Annotated in this window: 18 protein-coding genes; 3 read left to right on the forward strand and 15 right to left on the reverse strand. The window is 61.4% G+C overall.

Annotated features, from left to right (window positions below):
- Positions 1-224: 224 nt before the first annotated feature.
- The 3 genes from NKH83_RS27335 to NKH83_RS27345 all read right to left on the reverse strand — a co-directional run bounded on the left by NKH83_RS27335 (position 225) and on the right by NKH83_RS27345 (position 3,670).
- A complete protein-coding gene (locus NKH83_RS27335; RefSeq protein ID WP_352808176.1) occupies positions 225-1,088 on the reverse strand; it encodes a substrate-binding domain-containing protein in 864 nt (287 codons plus the stop codon).
- A 1-nt stretch (position 1,089) separates the two neighbouring features.
- Positions 1,090-1,614 (reverse strand): c-type cytochrome, methanol metabolism-related, encoded by a 525-nt coding sequence (locus NKH83_RS27340; protein ID WP_352507740.1) that lies wholly within the window; start codon positions 1,612-1,614, stop codon positions 1,090-1,092.
- A 154-nt stretch (positions 1,615-1,768) separates the two neighbouring features.
- A complete protein-coding gene (locus NKH83_RS27345; protein WP_352808177.1) occupies positions 1,769-3,670 on the reverse strand; it encodes a methanol/ethanol family PQQ-dependent dehydrogenase in 1,902 nt (633 codons plus the stop codon).
- Between the two features lie 671 nt (positions 3,671-4,341).
- Here NKH83_RS27345 and NKH83_RS27350 point away from each other — a divergent pair.
- Positions 4,342-4,695 (forward strand): hypothetical protein, encoded by a 354-nt coding sequence (locus NKH83_RS27350; protein WP_352808178.1) that lies wholly within the window; start codon positions 4,342-4,344, stop codon positions 4,693-4,695.
- A gap of 403 nt (positions 4,696-5,098) precedes the next feature.
- Positions 5,099-5,479 carry a c-type cytochrome gene (locus NKH83_RS27355; protein ID WP_352808179.1) on the forward strand — a complete coding sequence of 127 codons (381 nt, stop codon included), beginning with the start codon at positions 5,099-5,101 and terminating at the stop codon, positions 5,477-5,479.
- Positions 5,480-5,542: 63 nt separating this feature from the next.
- On the opposite strand, the gene gph is transcribed toward NKH83_RS27355, so the two are convergent.
- The 10 genes from gph to NKH83_RS27405 form a co-directional block, all read right to left on the reverse strand.
- Positions 5,543-6,244, reverse strand: coding sequence for a phosphoglycolate phosphatase (gene gph, locus NKH83_RS27360; RefSeq protein ID WP_352808180.1), 702 nt, complete (start codon positions 6,242-6,244; stop codon positions 5,543-5,545).
- Complete coding sequence (locus NKH83_RS27365; RefSeq protein ID WP_352808181.1) at positions 6,241-6,798, reverse strand: thioredoxin family protein; 558 nt, start codon at positions 6,796-6,798, stop codon at positions 6,241-6,243. The genes gph and NKH83_RS27365 overlap by 4 nt, the downstream gene beginning before the upstream one ends.
- Before the next feature lie 22 nt (positions 6,799-6,820).
- A complete protein-coding gene (gene rpe / locus NKH83_RS27370; RefSeq protein WP_352808182.1) occupies positions 6,821-7,507 on the reverse strand; it encodes a ribulose-phosphate 3-epimerase in 687 nt (228 codons plus the stop codon).
- A 62-nt stretch (positions 7,508-7,569) separates the two neighbouring features.
- Positions 7,570-8,508, reverse strand: a complete 939-nt coding sequence (cbbX, locus tag NKH83_RS27375; RefSeq protein WP_352808183.1) for a CbbX protein — start codon at positions 8,506-8,508, stop codon at positions 7,570-7,572.
- Between the two features lie 8 nt (positions 8,509-8,516).
- Entirely contained in the window at positions 8,517-8,951 is a 435-nt protein-coding gene (locus tag NKH83_RS27380; RefSeq protein ID WP_254819809.1) for a ribulose bisphosphate carboxylase small subunit, read from the reverse strand.
- A gap of 18 nt (positions 8,952-8,969) precedes the next feature.
- Positions 8,970-10,463, reverse strand: a complete 1,494-nt coding sequence (locus NKH83_RS27385; protein ID WP_502895629.1) for a ribulose-bisphosphate carboxylase large subunit — start codon at positions 10,461-10,463, stop codon at positions 8,970-8,972.
- Between the two features lie 20 nt (positions 10,464-10,483).
- A complete protein-coding gene (gene fba / locus NKH83_RS27390; protein ID WP_352808184.1) occupies positions 10,484-11,563 on the reverse strand; it encodes a class II fructose-bisphosphate aldolase in 1,080 nt (359 codons plus the stop codon).
- Positions 11,564-11,574: 11 nt separating this feature from the next.
- Positions 11,575-13,581, reverse strand: a complete 2,007-nt coding sequence (tkt, locus tag NKH83_RS27395; RefSeq protein ID WP_352808185.1) for a transketolase — start codon at positions 13,579-13,581, stop codon at positions 11,575-11,577.
- A 10-nt stretch (positions 13,582-13,591) separates the two neighbouring features.
- On the reverse strand, positions 13,592-14,464 hold the full coding sequence (locus tag NKH83_RS27400; RefSeq protein WP_254819812.1) for a phosphoribulokinase: 873 nt from the start codon (positions 14,462-14,464) through the stop codon (positions 13,592-13,594).
- 5 nt (positions 14,465-14,469) lie between these two features.
- A complete protein-coding gene (locus NKH83_RS27405; RefSeq protein ID WP_352808186.1) occupies positions 14,470-15,516 on the reverse strand; it encodes a class 1 fructose-bisphosphatase in 1,047 nt (348 codons plus the stop codon).
- 123 nt (positions 15,517-15,639) lie between these two features.
- On the opposite strand from NKH83_RS27405, the gene NKH83_RS27410 reads away from it, so the two are divergent.
- Positions 15,640-16,599, forward strand: coding sequence for a LysR family transcriptional regulator (locus NKH83_RS27410; protein WP_352808187.1), 960 nt, complete (start codon positions 15,640-15,642; stop codon positions 16,597-16,599).
- 437 nt (positions 16,600-17,036) lie between these two features.
- Here the strand turns inward: NKH83_RS27410 and NKH83_RS27415 are convergent, their stop codons facing one another.
- Entirely contained in the window at positions 17,037-17,651 is a 615-nt protein-coding gene (locus NKH83_RS27415; protein WP_352795824.1) for a TetR/AcrR family transcriptional regulator, read from the reverse strand.
- A 144-nt stretch (positions 17,652-17,795) separates the two neighbouring features.
- The gene (locus tag NKH83_RS27420; RefSeq protein ID WP_352808188.1) at positions 17,796-20,906 is read right to left on the reverse strand and encodes an efflux RND transporter permease subunit; all 3,111 of its coding nucleotides are present in this window, start codon (positions 20,904-20,906) and stop codon (positions 17,796-17,798) included.

Below are 20,906 nucleotides of genomic sequence, written 5' to 3' on the forward strand. Positions count from 1 at the left end.
TCTTCTTCATAACATTTCTCCTCTTCTACCAGCCCGAAGGGGCCGATCCGGTGGTTAGCCAACCATTGCAGGGCACCGAAGCAATGGCTCGTCCATCACGTCTCAAAATGGACAAATGAAACACAAGGTTTTGAAAGGCCGAAAAACAAAACGACCGAAAGTAGCCTAGTCTTTCTCTTCAATTTTTCATCGCGCAGGTTTGTCCTCCTCCTCACACATCCCGACTATTGCGTAATCGGATTATCGTGCTCGTCGATCAGCGGCACATTATAACCCAGCAGGAGCTTGGTGATCTCCGCCTGGTTCTCCCTGATCACCCGGTTGAGCGTCCGCTTCCATTCCTGGTCGGACGGACGTACGCCCATGGTGATGCGGTAGGACATGCGCGAGCCTTTCTTTTCCTTCAGCAGCGGAACAATGGTGATATCGGCTCCGAGTTCCCTGGCATAGTAACCTGCCATCGGCCCCCACAGGACCGCCGCGTCAATCTTGCCGGCCAGCATGTCCTTGATCATGACCTCCCCCATAGAAGGAGTGACACGCGTATCCACCGCGAGTGGATAGATCTTGGCGGTCCGCAGAAGCTTGTTGGCGGCCATGTTGGCGGTTGGCGGCGTGCTTTCGACGACGCCGATTCTCTTGCCTGAAAGTTTCGGGTCTTCGATCGTCTCGATGCCTTCCATGCCGTTGCCTTTGGGGTATGCGAGCACATAGGCAGAGCGATAGTAGGCGTTGGTGTTCTGCACCAGTTCGTCGCCTTGGGCGTAGCCCATGATGATGTCGCATCGGTTGGCCCCCAGCGTGTTGCGCACAAAGCCGACGACAGTGGGAAACCATGTGTAGGCGACTGATTTCCGCCCCGTCTTCTTGGCAACCAGTTCAGCCAGCTTGTTTTCGAAGCCTTGGCCGTTCTTGTCGGTAAAGGGCATATTCGAGGGATCGGCGCAGACGCGCAGAATGTTGGGATCCACCAGTTCGCCCGCAGCGCCAAGCCCGGCATTTTGCGCTAGAACGTTCGATGGCAGCAAGGCGAGCGCGCCGAGGATCGGCAGAACGACGCGCAGCTTCGATGTAGTGCAGCCGGTCATATCATCCACCCATGCAGGATGCTTCGGCATCCTTGGCTGCCTGAGCCTTGTTTTCGTGCTTGGGCGGCCTGCCGCGGGGTGCCGCGCCATCGGCGCGCGCGCGCAGATAGACGTAAAGGTCGTCCAGGTAACAGTAGACGTTCTTGTTGTCGCCAAAGGCAGGCATGACGTTTTCCTTGCCGCCGCCGACATTCTTGCGGCCCTCGGCGACGATCGAGAGGAACGTGGCGTAATCCATGGTTTTCAGACTATTGACCAGGGCAGGCGCATAACTCGAACCCGTCGCGTCCTGTCCGTGACAGACATGGCAATCGGAGTGATACCGGCGGTACCCGCTGAACGTGTACCAATCGACGGTTCCGTTTTCGATCTTGTAGGTCGGATTTCCGTCCGCATCTAGATATTTGCCTCCTTCTTGCTTCACCGCCTTGGCTTTTTCCATGCTGTCTTCGGCCCGTGCCAGACTTGAGCTGGCCAGAGGCAGCAGGATCAGGGCGAGAGCGGAAACTGCAATGCGAACGATCATTCAGACTCTTCCTTCATTGGCCAGGGACACTGGCTGCCGTCGTGCTCGGCATTGATCGGTGCTTGGGTGCGCGGCGCAATCGAGAGCCCGGTTCCCGGCTTTCGGGTGACCCGGGCTCTCTTTTCGAACCTAGTCGTAAGGCTCTTCCCGGTTATCAGTCCGGGAGGCCGAAGACGGTGAGCTGGCCGCCCAGTGTCGTATAGTCGGCAAGTGCCGCGTAACCGCCGACGGCACCCAGACCGGCGGTTCCAACCACTGCGGCCTGGTCGCCCTGCGCACGGCCCTGATCAACGGCGCCATGCCAGGCAGCGGCGTTGTCGGGCGAAAGCAGCCCACCTGCCAGACCGATACCGGCCCATCCCCCCACGCCGGACAGAACGGCGATGTACTGCTTGCCGTCATGCTCGTAGGTCGTGATGTTGCCGATGATGCCGGAGGGGGTCTTGAACTTGTAGAGTTCCTTGCCGTCCTTATCGACCGCCTTGATGTAGCCTTCGAGGGTACCATAGAAGACGACGTCGCCATCTGTCGCCAATGCGCCCGACCACACCGAGAACTGCTCGGGCTTCGACCAGACGATCTCACCCTTGGCTGCATCCCAGGCAATGAAGTTGCCCATGTTGCCGTCACCGCCGGGCGCCGCATACATCGACACGGTGGCGCCCACATAGGGCTGACCGGCGGTGTAGCTCACTTTGTAAGGCTCATAGTCCATGCAGACATGGTTGGTCGGCACGTAGAACAACCCGGTCTTCGGCGAGTAGGCGGCCGGCTGCTGGTCCTTGGTTCCAAGCGCGGCCGGGCAGATACCGGTCGAGTTGGTGTCTTCGCCGTTCTGCTGGGTCGAATACTTGGCGACGACCTGCGGGCGGCCGTACTGGTCGCTCTTGGGATCCATGTTGACTTCCGTCGCCCAGTTCACTGCCGGATCGTATTTTTTGGCAACGAGAAGTTCGCCGGTAGCGCGATCCATTGTGTAGGCAAAGCCGTTTCGGTCGAAATGCACCAGCACGTCGTGCTTGGCGCCGTTGACCTCCATGCCATCGACGAGAATCATCTCGTTGATGCCGTCATAGTCCCACTCGTCATGCGGGGTCATCTGGTAGAGCCATTTGGCAACACCGGTATCGGCGTCGCGAGCCATGATTGTCATGGACCAGCGATTGTCGCCTGGGCGCTGGACCGGGTTCCACGTCGAGGGATTGCCGGTGCCGTAATAGACCAGGTTCAGCTTGGGATCATAGGAATACCATCCCCATGTCGTGCCGCCGCCCGTCTTCCACTGTTCGCCTTCCCAGGTGTTGGTGCCGGAATCCTTTCCGACGGGCTTGCCGAGATGGGTCGTCTTCTCGGGGTCGAGAAGGGTGTCTGCATCAGGACCTTCCGAATAGGCTTTCCAGGCAAGCTTGCCGTCTTTCAGATTGTAGGCGGCCAGCCAGCCGCGAACACCGAATTCAGCACCGGAGACGCCCACGAGCACCTTGTCCTTGATGACTACGGGTGCCGAGGTGCCGGATTCGCCCTTTCCGCCGTCGGTCTGGTCGCCGTTCTTGACAGACCAGACGACCTTGCCGGTCTTGGCATCGAGCGCGACGACGGTGGTGTCGGCCTGGTTGAGAATGATCTTGCCGTCGCCATAGGCGACACCGCGATTGACCGTGTCGCAGCACATGATCGGAATGACGTTCGAGTCCTGCTTGGGCTCGTATTTCCACAGGATCTTGCCGTCGTTCTTGAGGTCGAGAGCATAGACGTTGTTTGGGAAAGGCGTGTGGACATACATCACATCGCCGATGATCAGCGGCCCGCCTTCGTGACCGCGCAGCACGCCGGTGGAAAAGCTCCATTTGACCTGCAGGTTCTTTACATTGTCCGCAGTGATCTGGTTGAGTTTGGAATAGCGGGTGTTGGCGTAGTCACCCGTCTGCATCGCCCAGTTCTTCGCATCCGATGCGAGCTTTGCAAGGTCTTCATTGGCCGAAGCCGTATAAGCAGCGCCGAGCGACAAAAAAGCCGCGGTCGTCAGTATGTAGGTAGTTTTCGCAAGTACACGCATCCGAAACCCTCCCGAGGTTCACAGTGACGAATCGACCGTCAAGCCCACAAGGGGCCTGCCCAAGCGATTCATGTGGGGAAGTAATTTCCGGCAGCTGTCACGACCTACCCCGACAAGCAGAGGGCACCGTTATTGCCCGCCCCACTTGGCCTTCGAAAGACTGCCACCGCTCCCTGACAATGGCGCTCTTGAAGCCGGAAACAGGAAAAAGCTATGTCATCGCAAAAGGCGAAGCAAGCAAAAACCCTGAAGTGATGTTGCGGTGCAATATCGACTATGGTGCATGGCAATATAAAGATACAAACAAGATAAGTATCCTGAGTGGCACTATTGCGAGAATGACTGCCAGCGGCCGACATATATAATATCCATATTGTTATTGTATTATTGCGCGATTCGTGTTGGAATTTATTTCCATGTAATTTACAAGGTCGCTTCGAGGTAAGTATGCGGGCGCCTGGTTGGTTGCCGATAGTGGGCGAGGCATGAAATGACCGCTGGAAGCGGGGTGTGCAGCGGGCCGTGAATCCAACTTTTGCCGGTCGACAGGGCATTCCTCCTTTGGTCCTATAAGCAGGCCATGGGAGCTTGACTGGCTTTGCGGTACGTCGCCAATTGGCGCGATGATCCTGTCCGGATACATCGTGTCAAGGCCAACTGGAGGTTCCCTCATGATCAGATCTGTTGGGTCTTTTATCCTACCGCTGGTCTTTTCGGCGACTCTGGCCTTTGCGAACCCGGCCAGCGCCGCGGGAGACTACCCGACGGCAACGATTGCCGACTACGTGCTCGGCTGCATGCAAACAAATGGCCAGACACGTCAGGCGCTTGAAAGCTGTTCGTGCTCGATCGATGTTATCGCCTCGATCCTTCCTTACGTTCATTATGAGAGGGCGGAGACCTTCAAAAGCATGTCGCTGACGACAGGGGAGGCGGCAGGGTTGTTTCGCGAAAGCGCGCCAGCGAAGGCGGCGCGGGCGGAACTGAAACGCGCGCAGGCTGAAGCCGACGTACGTTGCTTTTAGTCAGGCGGAACAGGCACGCGTGGCGGTGCCTCACAGTGCCGCCATTTCTATTGGCCATTGGCTGCGAAATTACTTGCAATCCGCATTCGAGCCGTAAAGCGACCAGGTCACGCCCGGAAAGTTTTGGTGGAACGAAAAGGTCGCTCATCACAACCGGCTTTGAGGCGAGGATGGCGGCTGCCCCCACAGCCGACAAGCGCAGCGAAACAAGCGCAGCGAAACAGGACCTTTGTACGATTGACTTCCTTCATCGGCAGGCTAGCTTTTCGAGGCGTGCCGGTGCTGCCGGTCCCGGGGGAAAGGACGAATAGTTCGCTCTCCCGCACAAAAACGGATGCCGGCGGTCTAGGCATCGACACGCGTAAATTATCCAGGGCACTCACACGATCAATGAGGAAATGCCATGCGCGCAGTCGCATTTTTTACCGCCGTGTCCGTTGCCACCTTTGTCACTACCCAGTCTCAGGCACAGGATGCCGCGGCGGGTGAGAAGGTGTTTGCCAAATGCAAGGTCTGCCACGTCGCAGACAAGGACCAGAACAAGGTCGGTCCGTCGTTGAACGGCGTCATCGGCCGAACGGCCGGCACGCATCCGGGGTTCAGCTATTCCAAGGCCATGACCGAGGCCGGCAAGTCGGGCGTCAAATGGGACGAAGCCACGCTGACGACCTACCTTCGCGATCCCAAGGCGATGGTCAAAGGCACGAAGATGGCGTTCGCCGGCCTCAAGAAAGACGAGGACATCGCCAATGTCATCGCCTACCTGAAGCAATTCTCCAAATAACGCGGTCCCGCCGGCCATTTGGAGTGCGCCCGGCCGGCGTTGGCCTGGGCTTTGCGCTTGGGGTCACGCAGCGTCTTGCAGCGTCTGCATCGCGGACGGTAGATCGAACAGGCTGTCGCAAACGAGGTCGGCGCCAAGCTCTTCAACGGGAATTTGGCTGTATCCGCCACGCAGCAGAATGACTGCCATGCCCGCCGCGCGGGCGGCGGCCATGTCGGCGCTGCTGTCTCCGACCATCAGCGTATCACGAGGTTCGACCTGAAGCTGGTCGAGCGCAAGCAACAGCGTATCTGGCGCCGGCTTCAAGTATGTCACCGCGTCTCCGCCGACGATCGCGCCGAGATAGTCCGTCAGCCCAAAATGCAGCAGGATTTCGCGTGCCGCCAACTGCGGCTTGTTGGTCACCACGCCCATGGCTATTCCGCTCAAATGCAAGTGCGTGAGAACCTCCCTTACGCCAGGCATTAGCCTCGTGCGGCCGGTCAGATGCCTGCGATAGATCGGCGCCATGACGCGGTTGGCTTCATCGAGCGCGCTGCCGAGGAGCGGCGTACCGGAAGCCGCGAAAGCTCGCTCGACCAGTTTCCTGATGCCGCCGCCGATCATGGCCTTGACCTGATCCAGGCGCAGCGGCGGCAGATCGCGGCCGGCCAGCAATTCGTTGACGGCCGCCGTTATATCAGGCGCCGAATCGACCAGCGTACCGTCGAGATCGAACAGGACCGCCTTGGGCGATCGAAACGGCCTGCCTGCGCCGACGTTCATGCAGCATCCTTCCACTTGATCGAACAGCCGATCGAAGCGATCTGGTCCAGCGGTCCGTCGCCGGTTCGGGCAACCTGCTTCATCGCCTCGAACAGATCGCGCCTGAGCCCAGGCGGTCCAACGTCGCGTCGCGACGCGTCAAGCCGGCCGCGATATTGCAGCGTCAACTCATTGTTGAGCCCGACGAAATCCGGAGTGCAAACGGCTCCGTAGGCACGCGCCACCCTCTGGTGCTCGTCGTGGAGGTAGGGGAAAGTGAAGCCGTTCGTCCTGGCGAAAAGTTTCATGTTGTCGAAGGAATCATCGGGGTAGGCGTCGGCATCGTTTGAGTTGATGGCGACAAAGCCGACGCCTTCTGCCTTGAGGTCGTTGGCATCGCGCACCATGCGCGGAATCGCCGCCTTCACATAGGGGCAGTGGTTGCAGATGAAAGCCACCACCAAGCCGTTCGGGCCGGCGTGGCTGAAGATGGAATGCGATTTGCCGTCGATGCCGGGCAAAACGAAATCGACGGCTTGCCAGCCGAAATCACAGACAGGTGGGATTGCCCCCATGTTGCCCTCCGATGAGATGGTTTTACGCGGCTTTCTGGAGCGCCCCGTCGGCCGCCTGCCTGATGGCGCCGATATTGGCACGATAGGCAGCCTCGGTGCCACCCTTGAAAATGGCCGAGCCGGCGACCAGCACATTGGCGCCGGCCGCGGTGACCAGCGGAGCGGTCTCGGGCGTGACGCCGCCGTCGATCTCGATGTCGATCGGACGTTGGCCAACCAGCGCCTTGACCCGCCTGACCTTGTCGACGACAGCCGAAATGAATGCCTGGCCGCCGAAGCCCGGATTGACCGTCATCAGAAGCACAAGATCGAGCCGGTCAAGCACATATTCGATCACGCTTTCCGGCGTTGACGGGTTCAGCGACACGCCGGCCTTCTTGCCGAGATTCCTGATTGCCTGCAGCGAACGGTCGAGATGCGGCCCGGCCTCGGCGTGCACCGTGATGACGTCGCAGCCGGCATCGGCGAAGGCGGCGAGATAGGCGTCGGCCGGCGCGATCATCAGATGGCAATCGAAGACCTTGTCCGTCCGATCACGGATCGCCTTGACCACCGCCGGACCGAAGGTGATGTTGGGCACGAAATGGCCGTCCATCACGTCGAGATGGATCCAGTCGGCACCCGCCCGGACGACTGCATCGACCTCGTCGCCGAGCCGCGAGAAGTCCGCGGAAAGCACCGAGGGCGCGATGATTGTCTTGGTACCCATGGTCGTCGGCTCCCATTCTGTCGTCCGTTTCCAGTCGCTGCACAGCAACCGGCGTCATCTTGTCAGCGCGCCTTCGTCTCCGGTTCACCTTCGAGCTTACCTTCCGCGAATACGCGGCTGCCACGAATATCGGATTCCTCGATGGTGATAAGATCGGTTTTCGTCAACGCCCGGTCGCGCGATGCGAAAAGCCGGTTGGCCTGGCGAAGCCGCGCCCGGTCGAGCCCATTGCGGACCGATCGGGCGTTGGAGAAATGCGGCAGCCGCATGCGGATCGGGAGATACTCTTCGAGCGCCTTGGCCGCCGCTTCGCTGAGACGGTAATTCTGTTCCGCCAGCATGATCTCGGCGATCGATTTGAGTTCGCTGACGCCGTAGTCGGGAAAATCGAGGTGATGGGCGATGCGCGAACGCATGCCGGGATTGCTGTTGAAGAAGAAGTCCATCTTGTCCTTGTAGCCGGCGAGAATCACAACCAGATCGTCACGGTTGTTTTCCATGCACTGCAGCAGGATTTCGATCGATTCCTGACCGTAGTCGCGTTCGTTCTCGGGCTTGTAGAGATAGTAGGCCTCGTCGATGAAAAGCACCCCGCCCATGGCCCGCTTGATCACTTCGCGGGTTTTGGGCGCGGTGTGGCCCACATATTGGCCGACGAGATCGTCGCGCGTCACCGCGACCATATGCCCTTCGCGGGCATAGCCGAGACGATGCAGGATTTCGGCCATCCTCAGCGCCACGGTGGTCTTTCCGGTGCCGGGATTGCCCGTAAAGTTCATGTGCAGCGTCGGCGCGCCCGAGGTCAGCCCGAACTTGCGGCGAAGCCGGTCGACCAGGAGGAGCGCGGCGATCTCGCGGATGCGGGTCTTGATGGGCTTCAGGCCAACGAGTTCGCGGTCGAGCTTATCCATCACCTCGTCGATGTTGGACGCTTCGAACTCGGCCTGCAGATCAACCGATTCGCCCTGCGCGGCAGCGCCCTTTGCTATCGTGTCCAGCATGGCTTCGGCTAGCTCCGCTCGCCTTCGGGCCTGTCGGTCGCATAAGGCACGATCGAATAGCCCTGGCTGCGGCCGTCACGCTCCTGGCGCAGCAGCCGGAAGCCGGGTTCGTTAGGTGGCCGGTTAACGATGAATGACATGCGCGGCGCTTCCCAGCCCTTGGTCGAATCGAAGGCGGTGACCCGGACATACATGTTGGGCATGGCTTTCCGGCAATTGTTGACTTCAAGCAGGATGCCCGCCGGGTCCCTCAGGTCGAACATCGGGTTGCCGTACATTTCCCAATAGGTGTTTCGCGGATGCGGATCGTCCGTGTATTCGACGCTGACCGCCCAGTGGTTTTTCAGCGCATATTTGATCTGCGCCGAAATCTGCTCGTCCGTCAGGTCGGGCAGGAACGAAAACTGTCCCTGCGTGACCTTGTTTCCCGGATTGGTCATCATGGCGACGGTTCCTTTCGTCTAGAAGCTCGGCGTTGCGGTCGGCACAAAATCGGCCGTGTCGGTCGATTCGTAGTTGAAGGTGACGTCCTTCCACGTCTCCAGGGCCGCCTTGAGCGGCGTGCACCATCTGGCCGCCTGTTCGAGGATCTTGGTCCCTTCGCGCAGATAGTCGCGGCCCTCGTTGCGGGCGAGGATCATCGACTCCAGCGCGACGCGATTGGCCGTCGCCCCGGCCTGGATGCCGTCCGGATGGCCGATCGTGCCGCCGCCGAACTGCAGGATGACGTCCTCGCCGAGATAATGGATCAACTGGTGCATCTGGCCGGCATGGATGCCGCCCGAGGCGACGGGCATCACCTTGTTGAGCGAGGCCCAGTCCTGATCGAAGAACAGCCCGGTTTCGAGGTTCTGCGGCGTGCGCTCCTCGCGCAGCGTGTCGTAAAACCCCTTGATCATCAGCGGGTCGCCTTCCAGCTTGCCGACCACGGTGCCGGCATGGATGTGATCGACGCCGGCCATGCGCATCCATTTGCAGATGACACGAAAATTCATGCCGTGGTTCTTCTGGCGCGAATAGGTCGAGTTGCCGGCCCGGTGCAGGTGCAGGATCATGTCGTTGCGGCGTGCCCACTTGGCCATCGACTGGATCGCCGTATAGCCAATGACGAGGTCGATCATGACGATGCAGGAGCCAAGCTGTTTTGCGAATTCGGCGCGCTCGTACATCTCCTCCATCGTGCCGGCGGTGACGTTGAGATAATGGCCCTTGACTTCGCCGGTGGCGGCCGACGCCTTGTTCACAGCCTCCATGCAGTAGAGGAAACGGTCGCGCCAATGCATGAAGGGCTGCGAGTTGATGTTCTCGTCGTCCTTGACGAAGTCGAGGCCACCCTTCAGCGCCTCGTAGACGACGCGGCCGTAGTTGCGGCCTGACAGGCCAAGCTTCGGCTTGGTCGTCGCGCCGAGCAGCGGTCGGCCGAACTTGTCGAGCCGCTCGCGTTCCACCACGATGCCGGTCGCCGGGCCCTGGAAGGTCTTGAGGTAAGCCACCGGAATGCGCATGTCCTCGAGCCGCAAGGCCTTGACTGCCTTGAAGCCGAACACGTTGCCGATGATCGATGCAGTCAGGTTGGCGATTGAGCCTGGCTCGAACAGGTCGAGGTCGTAGGCGATATAGGCGAAGTACTGCTGCTCGATCCTGGTGCCGGGACCTGTGTTCGGCACCGGCTCGGATTTGAACGCCTTGGCGCGATAAAGCTCGCAGGCGGTGAGCCTGTCGGTCCACACCACCGTCCATGTCGCGGTAGAGGATTCACCGGCGATGGCCGCGGCCGCCTCTTCGTGGTCGACGCCGGGCTGCGGCGTGATCCGAAACATGGCGATCAGGTCGGTCTCCTTGGGCCGGTAGTCCGGCTCCCAGTAGCCCATCTTCTTGTAAGGAATGACGCCCGACTTGTAGCGTTCGCTGCCTTCCTTGAGCGTGCCTGCTGACGGCATGTCGATCTTGTTCATGACAGGTCTCCTGTTGCCGCTCAGGCGGCTTTCGCAGTTGCGATATGCGGGTCGAGCTTTCCCGCGATGTAACGTTTCGCCATCTCATCCATGGCGATCACCCTGATCTTCGACGCGTGGCCTGCGGTGCCGAAGCGTTCGAAGCGATCGCGGCAAAGGTCGCGCAGGGCGTCCATGGCGGGTTTCAGGAATTTTCGCGGATCGAATTCGCGCGGGTCCTGCGTCGCGACGCGGCGGAACTGCCCGGCCATGGCCATTCGGCAATCAGTGTCGATGTTGACCTTGCGCACGCCGTAGCGGATGCCGCGCTCGATTTCCTCGACCGGGACGCCAAAAGTCTGGGGCATCTCGCCGCCATAGTTGTTGATGATGTCCTGCAGTTCCTGCGGCACGGAGGAAGACCCATGCATGACCAGATGCGTGTTGGGCAGCTTTTCGTGGATCGCCTCGATCACCTGCATGGCCAGGATGCCGCCGTCAGGCTTGCGGCTGAATTTATAGGCACCGTGCGAGGTACCGCAGGCGATCGCCAGCGCGTCGACCCGGGTGGCGGTCACGAAGTCGACCGCCTGATCGGGATCGGTCAAAAGCTGGTCATGGGAAAGCGCACCTTCGGCGCCGTGCCCGTCCTCGGCCTCGCCCTGGCCGGTTTCCAGCGAGCCGAGCACGCCGAGCTCGCCTTCGACTGAAGCGCCGACCCAATGCGCCATGCGTGCGACACGTTCGGTGATGGCGACGTTGTAGTCGTAGCTCGCCGGCGTCTTGGCGTCCGCCATCAATGACCCGTCCATCATCACCGAGGTGAAGCCGTGGCGGATCGCCGACAGGCAGGTGGCTTCGTTGTTGCCGTGATCCTGATGGATGCAGAGCGGAATGGCCGGATGGATTTCGGTCAAAGCCTCCATCATCTTGGCCAGCATGATGTCATTGGCATAGGAGCGGGCGCCGCGCGAGGCCTGGATGATGACCGGCGCGTCGCAGGCCCTGGCCGCCTCCATGATGGCGAGGCCCTGTTCCATGTTGTTGATATTGAATGCCGGCACCCCGTAGCCGTGCTCGGCGGCATGGTCGAGAAGCTGGCGAAGGGTGATGCGGGCCATGGGTCGTCCTCCTAGATGATGAGCTTCAGGGCCGCTGCCGCGACGGCTTCGGGCGTGATGTCGAAATGCCGGTAGAGATCCGGGGCAGGGGCGCTGGCGCCGAAACCAGCCATGCCGACGAAAGCGCCGGTGTCGCCGATCCAGCGGTCCCAGCCGAGCCGTGCTGCGGCTTCGATGGCGATGCGCGGCGCCGAGCCGAGGACGGCCTTGCGGTAGTCCGCGTCCTGTTCCTCAAAGAGCTCCCAGCACGGCATCGAGACGACCGCGGCGGCGATGCCGTGCTCGGTCTCCAGCCGTTCGGCGGCGGCAATAGCAATCTCGACCTCCGAGCCGGTGGCGATCAGCGTCACGGCGCGGTGCCGGGCTGGCTCGCGCAGGATGTAGCCGCCACGGCTCGACCGGTTCTCGTCGCCGTGCCCCTGGCGCAGCATCGGCAGGTTCTGGCGCGAGAGCACCAGCACGCTTGGCCGGTTCTCGCTTCTCAGTGCCAGTTCCCAGCATTCCGCCGTTTCGATGATGTCGGCCGGACGGAAGACGTTGAGGTTTGGCGTCGCCCGCAGCATCGCCAGGTGCTCGACCGGCTGGTGGGTCGGGCCGTCCTCGCCGAGACCAATGGAATCGTGCGTCATCACATAGATGACGCGCTGGCCCATGAGCGCCGAGAGCCGCATCGCGCCGCGCGCATAGTCGGCAAAGCACAGGAACGTGCCGCCATAAGGCACGAAGCCGCCATGCAGCGCGATGCCGTTCATGGCCGCGGCCATGCCGTGCTCACGGATGCCGTAGTGAATGTAGCGGCCGGCATAGTCATTAGGCGCTATGCGATCCATCCCCTTGGTGATCGTCAGGTTCGAATGAGTCAGATCGGCGGAGCCGCCGACGGTCAGGTCGGTTGCGGCGTTGATTGCGCCGAGCGCCATTTCGGAGGCTTTTCGCGTTGCAACCTTGGTCGCCTTCCCGATATGCTCCTTGCGGAAAGCGCCGAGCGCTTCGAAGACCGCCTCGGGCAGGGCGCCAGCGACCGCGCTCTCGAAGGCCTCACGCTGCGGCGAGGCGGCAAGCCGCTGCTCCCAGGCGCGCCGTGCCGCTTGACCGCGGCTGGCGATCTCGCGCCAGGCGAAAAGGATGTCGTCCGGCACCTCGAACGGCGCGTAGGCCCAGCCGATGTTCTCGCGCGTCGCGGCGATCTCCGCATCACCAAGCGGTGCGCCATGTGTCTTTTCCGAACCGCCCAGGTTGGGCGCTCCCTTGGCGATCACCGTGCGGCAGGCGATCAGAGACGGCTGGTCCGATTGCTGCGCCGCTTCGACTGCCGCTGCGACGGTTTCGGTGTCGTGGCCGTTCACCGACTGGACATGCCATCCAGCGGCTTTGAACCGTGCCGGCTGGTCCATCGATGTCGACAGCGAAGTCGGTCCGTCGATCGAGATCGCATTGTCGTCCCAGAAGACGATCAGCCGGGAAAGCTTCAGGTGACCGGCAAGATCGATCGCCTCGTGGCTGATGCCTTCCTGCAGGCAGCCGTCGCCGGCGATCACGTAGGTGAAATGGTCCACGAGATCGGCGCCGTGGCGGGCAGCAAGCATGCGCTCCGCCAGCGCCATGCCGACGGCGGTCGAAATGCCTTGTCCAAGCGGACCGGTCGTCGTCTCGATGCCAAGCGCATGGCCATATTCCGGATGTCCGGCGGTGCGGCTGCCCAGCTGGCGAAACCGCTGCAACTCCTCGATCGGCATGTCCTCGTAGCCGAGCAGGTAATGCAGCGCATATTGCAGCATCGAGCCGTGCCCGGCCGACAGCACGAAGCGGTCGCGATCGGGCCAGTTGGGGGCCGACGGATCGATATTGATGAAGCGGCTGAACAGCACCGTTGCGACATCGGCCATGCCCATCGGCATGCCCGGATGACCGGAATTGGCCTTTTGGACGCTGTCCATCGCTAGAGCGCGAATGGCGTTCGCCATGTCGCGTTCCGAGACGGCGGCGACGGGCTTCAGTGCTGCTGCCTGGCTGTTCATGGCGTCCTCCTCACGACACACGGTTCTTGCGTTCGATCAATTGCAGGATGAGCGGCGTCAGGATCAGCTGCATGGCAAGGTCGAGCTTGTTGCCGGGCACCACTATGGAATTCGGCCGCGACATGAACGAGTCGTGGATCATCGAAAGCAGGTAGGGGAAATCGATGCCGCGGGGATTGGCGAAGCGGATGACCAGCATCGATTCGTCGGGTGTCGGAATCCAGCGCGCGATGAATGGATTGGACGTGTCGACGATCGGCACGCGCTGGAAGTTGATGGCGGTCTGCGAAAACTGCGGGACGATGTAGCGGACGTAGTCCGGCATGCGGCGCAGGATCACGTCCATCACCGCCTCTGTGGAATAGCCGCGCGTTGCGCGGTCGCGGTGGATCTTCTGGATCCATTCCAGATTTATGACTGGCACCACGCCGATCCTAAGGTCAGCGTGCCTGGCCAGGTTGATCTTGTCGGTGACGACGCAGCCGTGCAGGCCCTCGTAGAAGAGCAGGTCGCTCGGAGGAAATTCGCGCCATTCGGTGAAATGTCCCGGCGGCGTGCCGTACTGCTTCTCCTCATCCTCGTCATGGATGTAGGTGCGGGTCTTTCCGGTTCCCCGGCGGCCATATTCCTCGAATACCTCTTCGAGGATTGCCAATTCATTGGCCTCGGCATGGAAGTGGGTGAAGTTCGGATTGCCCGCCTTTTCCTCCTCGGCCACCTTCGCCTTCATCGTGGCGCGGTCGTAGCGATGGAAAGCATCGCCTTCGATGAAGGCGGCCCCGATGTTCTCGCGCCGGAAGATCAGTTCGAAGATGCGCTTGACAGAGGTGGTGCCTGCGCCCGACGACCCGGTGATGGTAATGATGGGGTGCTTTGCCGACATGGTGTTCAGGCCCTGAAAAGGCCGCGGCGGCTGAACAGCGGCGCGCGCTCGCCGATAGCGCTCGGCTCGGTGTGGTAGCGGGTGATGCGCGCGACTTCCCGCGCCGATCCGAAAACCATGGGCACGCGCTGGTGCAGGCTCTCGGGTTCGATTTCGAGGATGCGGGTGATCGTATCGGTGGCGGCACCGCCCGCCTGTTCGACGAGATAGGCGATCGGGTTTGCCTCATAGACGAGGCGCAGTCGTCCCTGGCGGTAAGCCTTGCGCTTGTCGCCTGGATACAGGAATACGCCGCCGCGCATCAATATGCGGTAGCAGTCGGCGACCAGGGAGGCGATCCAGCGCATGTTGAAGTCCTTCTCGCGTGGGCCTTCGGTGCCTTCAAGGCAGTCGTCGATGTAGAGCCGCACCGCCTCGTCCCAATGCCGGTAGTTGGCGGCGTTGATGGCGAACTCCTGGGTTCGCTGTGGGATGATCCGGCTCTCGTAGGCCTGGACGAAGGTGCCGAGCCGGGTCGAGAGAACGAAGACATGGGTGCCGCTGCCGAGCGACAGAACCAGCGCCAACTGCGGCCCGTAGATGAAGAAACCGGCGCCCAGCTGGTTCACGCCTGCCTGCAAAAACGAGGCGGCCGGATTCATATCCGGCGCACCAATTGCAGGGAGGAGCGAGAAGACCGTTCCGATCGACACGTTGGTGTCGATGTTGGATGAGCCGTCGAGCGGGTCGATGGCGATGGCAAGAGCCGCTTGCTTGTCGAGCAGCACCGGCTGCTCCAGTTCCTCGGAAGCGTAGAGCGCGACCGGAGCGTGGCGCATAGCGTCGAGGAAGATGTCATCGGCAAAGACATCGAGATCCTTCTGGATGTCGCCGTCAGCATTGGCGCCGCGGGTTCCGGCAAAGGCCGTGCCGAGCACCCCTTGATTGATGGTGTTGCGGATCGTGGTGGCCGCCTGCGTCAGCTGACGGACGGTCGCTACGACCGCGGAGCGCAGTTCGTTCGGCTCGCCAAGATAGGAGTTCAGAAAAGCGTCGAGCGTTGCCGCTGGCATCGTAACCTCCCGATCCAGCCGCCTCTCCTGGGGTCGGCCGGATTGGTAAAGGAGAACAAACGATGCCGGATAAGTAAAATTCAATAACTTTACTCAGGAACTAAAAAAATTTTATTATGCCATATGAGAAACCTCACGCTTAAGCAGTTCAAGACCGTTCAGGCAATCATCAGCCACGGAAGAATCGTCAGCGCGGCCAAGGTGTTAGGCCTGTCTCCTCCAGCGGTGACGATCCAGTTGCGGCAAGTGGAGGAGGAGTTCCAACTGGCCTTGTTCGACCGGACGTCGGACGGCATGCGTCCCACTGCCGCAGGTCTGGCCTTCGTCGAAACGGCACAGGCCATCGAGGAGCGGCTTCGTCTGCTCGAAGACAAGATGGATGCGATCAAGGGCGTGCGCGCCGGCAGCTTGCGGCTCGGCGTCGTTTCCACGGCCAAATATTTCGCGCCGCGGCTGATGGCCGCCTTCATGAAGGAACATCCCGATATCGACATGCGCCTTGCCATCGGCAACCGCGCCGAGACGATCGATAATCTGAAGAACCACGACATCGATATCGCGCTGATGGGACGCCCGGCCAAGGAAATCCCTGTGCGTGCTTCGGTCTTCGGCGATCACCCGCTGGTCATCATCGCACCGCCCGACCACCCGCTGGCGTCGGCACGCGGCATTTCCAAGGAGCGGATTGCCGAGGAGCATTTCCTCATTCGCGAGTCCGGCTCCGGAACGCGCATCTCACTGGAAATATTCCTGAGCGACGTGCCCGGCCGCATCGACGATCTCGGCGTCGAGATGGACTCGAACGAGACCATCAAGCAGGCGGTGATGGCCGGGCTCGGCATCGCGTTCATCTCTGCCCACACCATCGCTGCCGAAACCGAAGCCGGCCGGCTGGTCATCCTCGACGTTGTCGGCATGCCGATCCGCCGGCAATGGTTTTCGGTAATGCGCAGCGATCACGCGATCTCGCCGGCGATGGCGACCTTCCACGATTTTCTGATGCGCAAGGGCGCGATGTACCTGCCCCTGTTCGGCAAGCTCTATCCGCACGAGGAACTGAACAGTAGAGGTCGCGCGAGTTAGCCTAGTTCAACAAGTTTCGGTCGTAGTAGGGACGTGGCGTGCAAATACAGAGAACGGCGGTGGCGCTGAGCGGCAGCTTCGACTCGACTAACCCCTAAGGCTCGAATCATTTAGGATGGAAGTCCGAATGGAGCGACGCAACCGCTTGTCCGTATGGCTTAGCTGTGCCATGAGCGGTCGCTAAAGCGATCAAGGCCGAGCGGCCGGAGTCGACCCCTAAGCCGACCGTCGGAGGGCGGGCTGCAAGGTCCGCATTCGGCTGGTCAGGGGGCATCGCCCGAAATGGCTGCCTTTGGAGAGCTGTCTCGGACGAGGGACGGCTTTGCACCTCTTCCGGCACATGGTTCGGCAACCGTTGCTGTTCGTGTGTCAAGTTCCTCCGTCGAGTCCTCGTGGATGTCATCAGCGGCGGCTTGATCCTGCATACGGCAGGCTGGTCAATCCGACTTGCCGAGAGCTTTCAGGATGAATCGGATCTGCTCGCGCAGGCCCGCTTCGGTGTCTTCGCCGTATTGGACGCAGTGCTCGATCAGGATCGGATGGAGGAACGGCGTGAACGCGGTGTGGACGGCACGCGCCGCCGTAGCGGAATCGTCGACATTGAATTCGCCCGATTCGATGCCCTCGCGGATAATGACCCCTAAGGTAGTTACCACGTGCTCGATATGCGCCTTGATGGTCGCCCAGTTCTCCTGCATGGCGGCGACAATCAGGTCGTGCATGCGCCTTTCCTTGACCAGCGTCATCTTCTTGTGATGGTGAACGGCGGTCAGTAGCTGACCCAATTTCTCCCCGGCCGACGCGTTCGTGCGCGCGATTGCGAGGGCGATGTCAGCTACCTCGTTCAAAGCTTTCCCGCAGATGGATTCTTTGATTGCGTCCCTTGAGGGGAAGAAGCGGTAGATGTTTGCCGTGCTCATGCTGAGTTCGGAGGCGATGTCGGCCACCGACGTTTTGTTGTAGCCGATGCGGCGAAAGTGCCCCTCCGCCACCTCCAGGATGCGCGCGCGCACCTCGTCGGGATCAGTTCGCATTCGGAGCGGACGATTCATGGATGTCTCCAGGACTGATGAAACGGATCTGCCGCGCTCGCCCTGGGCGATCATCTGTAAGCGGCAAGATCGTCCGGCTGGCCTGCATATGTTCAGGCAAAACCGGCGGGCGAGAAGAGAATCGTCTCCTCCGACAACAGAGTCTTATTCGGCAGCCGTTGCTATTCGCAATTCCGGTTCCTCCGCCGCGTCCTCATGGGCCTCGTCAGCAGTCGGCTTGATCCGAAACCACGCGGCGTAGAGCGCAGGGAGGAAGAGCAGGATCAGCACCGTGCCGGCCGCCGTGCCGCCGATCAGCGTATAGGCCATCGATCCCCAGAACACGGAGTGCGTAAGGGGGATGAAAGCTAGCACGGCGGCAAGCGCCGTCAGGATCACCGGCCTCGTGCGTTGCACGGTGGCCTCAATCACGGCGTGATAGTCGTCGAGGCCGGCAGCACGGTTCTCCTTGATTTGTTCGGTCAGGATCAGGGTGTTGCGCATCAGGATGCCGGCCAGCCCTATCAGACCCAGAATGGCGTTGAACCCGAAGGGCTGGTTGAAGGTGAGCAACATCGGCACGACGCCGACGAGCCCAAGCGGTGCCGTCAGCACGACCATGGCCATCGTCGAGAAGGATCGTACCTGCAGCATGATGACGATCAGCATGGCGGCGATCATGGCCGGGAAGATCTTGCCCAAAGCGGTGTTGGCCTTCTCAGCCTCCTCGATCGATCCCCCCATTTCGATGCTATAGCCGGCCGGAAGGGACGCGATCAGCGGCTGGAGGGCTTTCATGATCTGCTTTGAGACCTCCGGAGGCTGAGTCGCTTCGTTTATGTCGGAGCGGATCGTGACGACGGGCGTCCGGTCGCGACGCTTCAGGATCGGCTCCTCAAGACGGATCTCCGAATGGCCTATCTGGTCGAGCGGAATCTGGCGGCCGTCCCGGCTCATCAGCGAGAAATCCGCCAGACGCGCCGGATCCAGCCGCTCAGCCCCAGCGCTGCGCGCCACGATGGGGACATTGCGAATGTCCTCGCGGACCTGCGTGACAGGGATGCCGGTGAGGAGGAACTGGAGCTGCTGGCCTACTTCCGCCGGCGAGAGGCCGATGAGGTTCAGTCGATCCTGGTCAGGGATGAAGCGCAGTACGGGCGTGCGGTTGCCCCAGTCGCGGTTGGCCTGCCGCACGTCCGGGACGGCCCGCATGATATCGAGGGCCTTCTCGGAAATGCTATAGAGTTGCGCGGGATCAGGCCCCGTGACCCGGAACTCGACAGGGAACGGCGTATAGGGTCCGAACACAAGCTGCGTGACGCGGACATTGGCTTCCGGCGCGAGCCCCTGCGATACCGCCTCCCGGAGCCGGTGCTTCAGCGCCTCGCGCGCCTCCGCGTCCGGTGTCAGCACGACGATCTTGGCAAAGGCAGGATCAGGCAGTTCCGGTGCCATCGCGAAGAAGAAGCGCGGAGCGCCCTGACCGACGTAGCTCGTCACGATCTTGGCTTCGGGCTGGCCGTCCAGCCAGTGCTCCAGCTTCTCCACTGTGGCGGTCGTCGTCTCGATGCTGGTGCCTTCCGGCAGACGAACCTCGACCAGCACTTCAGGGCGATCGGATGTCGGGAAGAACTGCTGTTTCAGGCTGCCCATGCCGACAACCGAAAGTGCGAAGACGATGCCGACGACACCGCAGGTTACGAACTTGTGGCGCACGGCAAAGATGATGAGCCGGCGAAGGCGCCGATAGTTCGGTGTGTCGTATATGGCGTGAACGCCGCCTTCGACCGGTTTGATCGCGGGCAGCATCTTGACGCCAAGGTAGGGCGTGAAGACCACGGCGACGATCCAGGAGACGATGAGAGCGAACCCTACGACCCAGAAGATATTGCCGGCGTACTCGCCGGCCGTCGAGCGTGCGAAGCCCACGGGCAGGAACCCAGCGATCGTCACGAGCGTTCCCGACAGCATCGGCGCCGCGGTATGGCTCCAGGCATAGGCCGCCGCCTTGATGCGATCCATGCCCTCTTCCATCTTCACCACCATCACCTCGATGGCGATGATAGCGTCGTCCACGAGAAGACCGAGCGCCAGGATGAGGGCGCCGAGCGTGATGCGATCGAAGAACCGGCCGGTCTCCAGCATGATGAGGAACACGGCGGCAAGCGTCAGCGGGACGGCGGCCGCCACGACGATGCCGACGCGCCAGCCCATGCTGAGCAGGCTGATCAGCAGCACGACACCGAGCGCCATCGCGAACTTCAACATGAACTCGTCGACCGCCGAGGTGATGTTGACGGCCTGGTCGGACACCTTGTCGAGCGTTATCCCAAGCGGCAATGTTCGTGCGATGGCCGCCGTTCGGTCCTCCAGCGCCTTGCCGAGCGCGCGACCGTCCCAACCCTCCTGCATAACGGCCGCGAGCATGATGGTGGGCTCGCCCTGGCGTCGGATGAGATAGGTGGGAGGGTCCTCGTAGCCGCGGCGGACCTCGGCAACGTCGGAAAGCTTCAGCGTCCGCCCCCCGGCAACGATCGGCGTGTCGGCGATAGCCTGGACACTGTCATAAGCGCCGTTGAGCCTGATGAAGACCTGCGGCCCCTGAGTATCGATCGAGCCCGCCGGTGTGACGGTGTTCTGCCGCTGCAATGCGACGATGATATCCTGTGCCGACACGCCCAGCGTTGCCAGCTTGGCATAGGAGAACTCGACGAATATCTGTTCGGGGCGCTCACCGAGGATGTTGATCTTCTTGACGCCGGGCACGTGCAGGAGGTCCTGTCGAATCGCCTCGGCCTGCCTGGCCAGCTCACGCATCGGCATGCCTCTGGCCTTCAGCGCATAAAGGGCGAAGCTCACATCCGAATATTCGTCGTTGACGAAGGGGCCGTAGACGCCCGGCGGCAGGTTGCGGGCTTCATCCCCCAGCTTCTTGCGGGCCTGGTAAAACTCTTCCTGCACGACGGATGGCGGCGTGCTGTCCTTCAGCGTGACCGTCATATAGGCGTAGCCCGGCCGCGTGGTGGTCTCGACCCGATCGTACCAGGTGAGCTCCTGAAGCCGCTTCTCCAACGGCTCGGCGACAAGGTCCTGCATCTCGCGGGCCGTCGCGCCCGGCCATGCCGTCGTGACCGTCAGGGTCTTAATGGTGAAGTTGGGATCCTCCGCCCGCCCGAGTATAAGGAACGCGTAGGCGCCGGCCGCCACGAGCAGGAGGATGAAGAAAAGGGTGACGGCCCGTTCGCGAACGGCGATCGCTGAAACATTGAGGTCCAT

The sequence above is a fragment of the Mesorhizobium sp. M0909 genome, from assembly GCF_040319515.1.
Classification (GTDB): Bacteria; Pseudomonadota; Alphaproteobacteria; order Rhizobiales; family Rhizobiaceae; genus Mesorhizobium.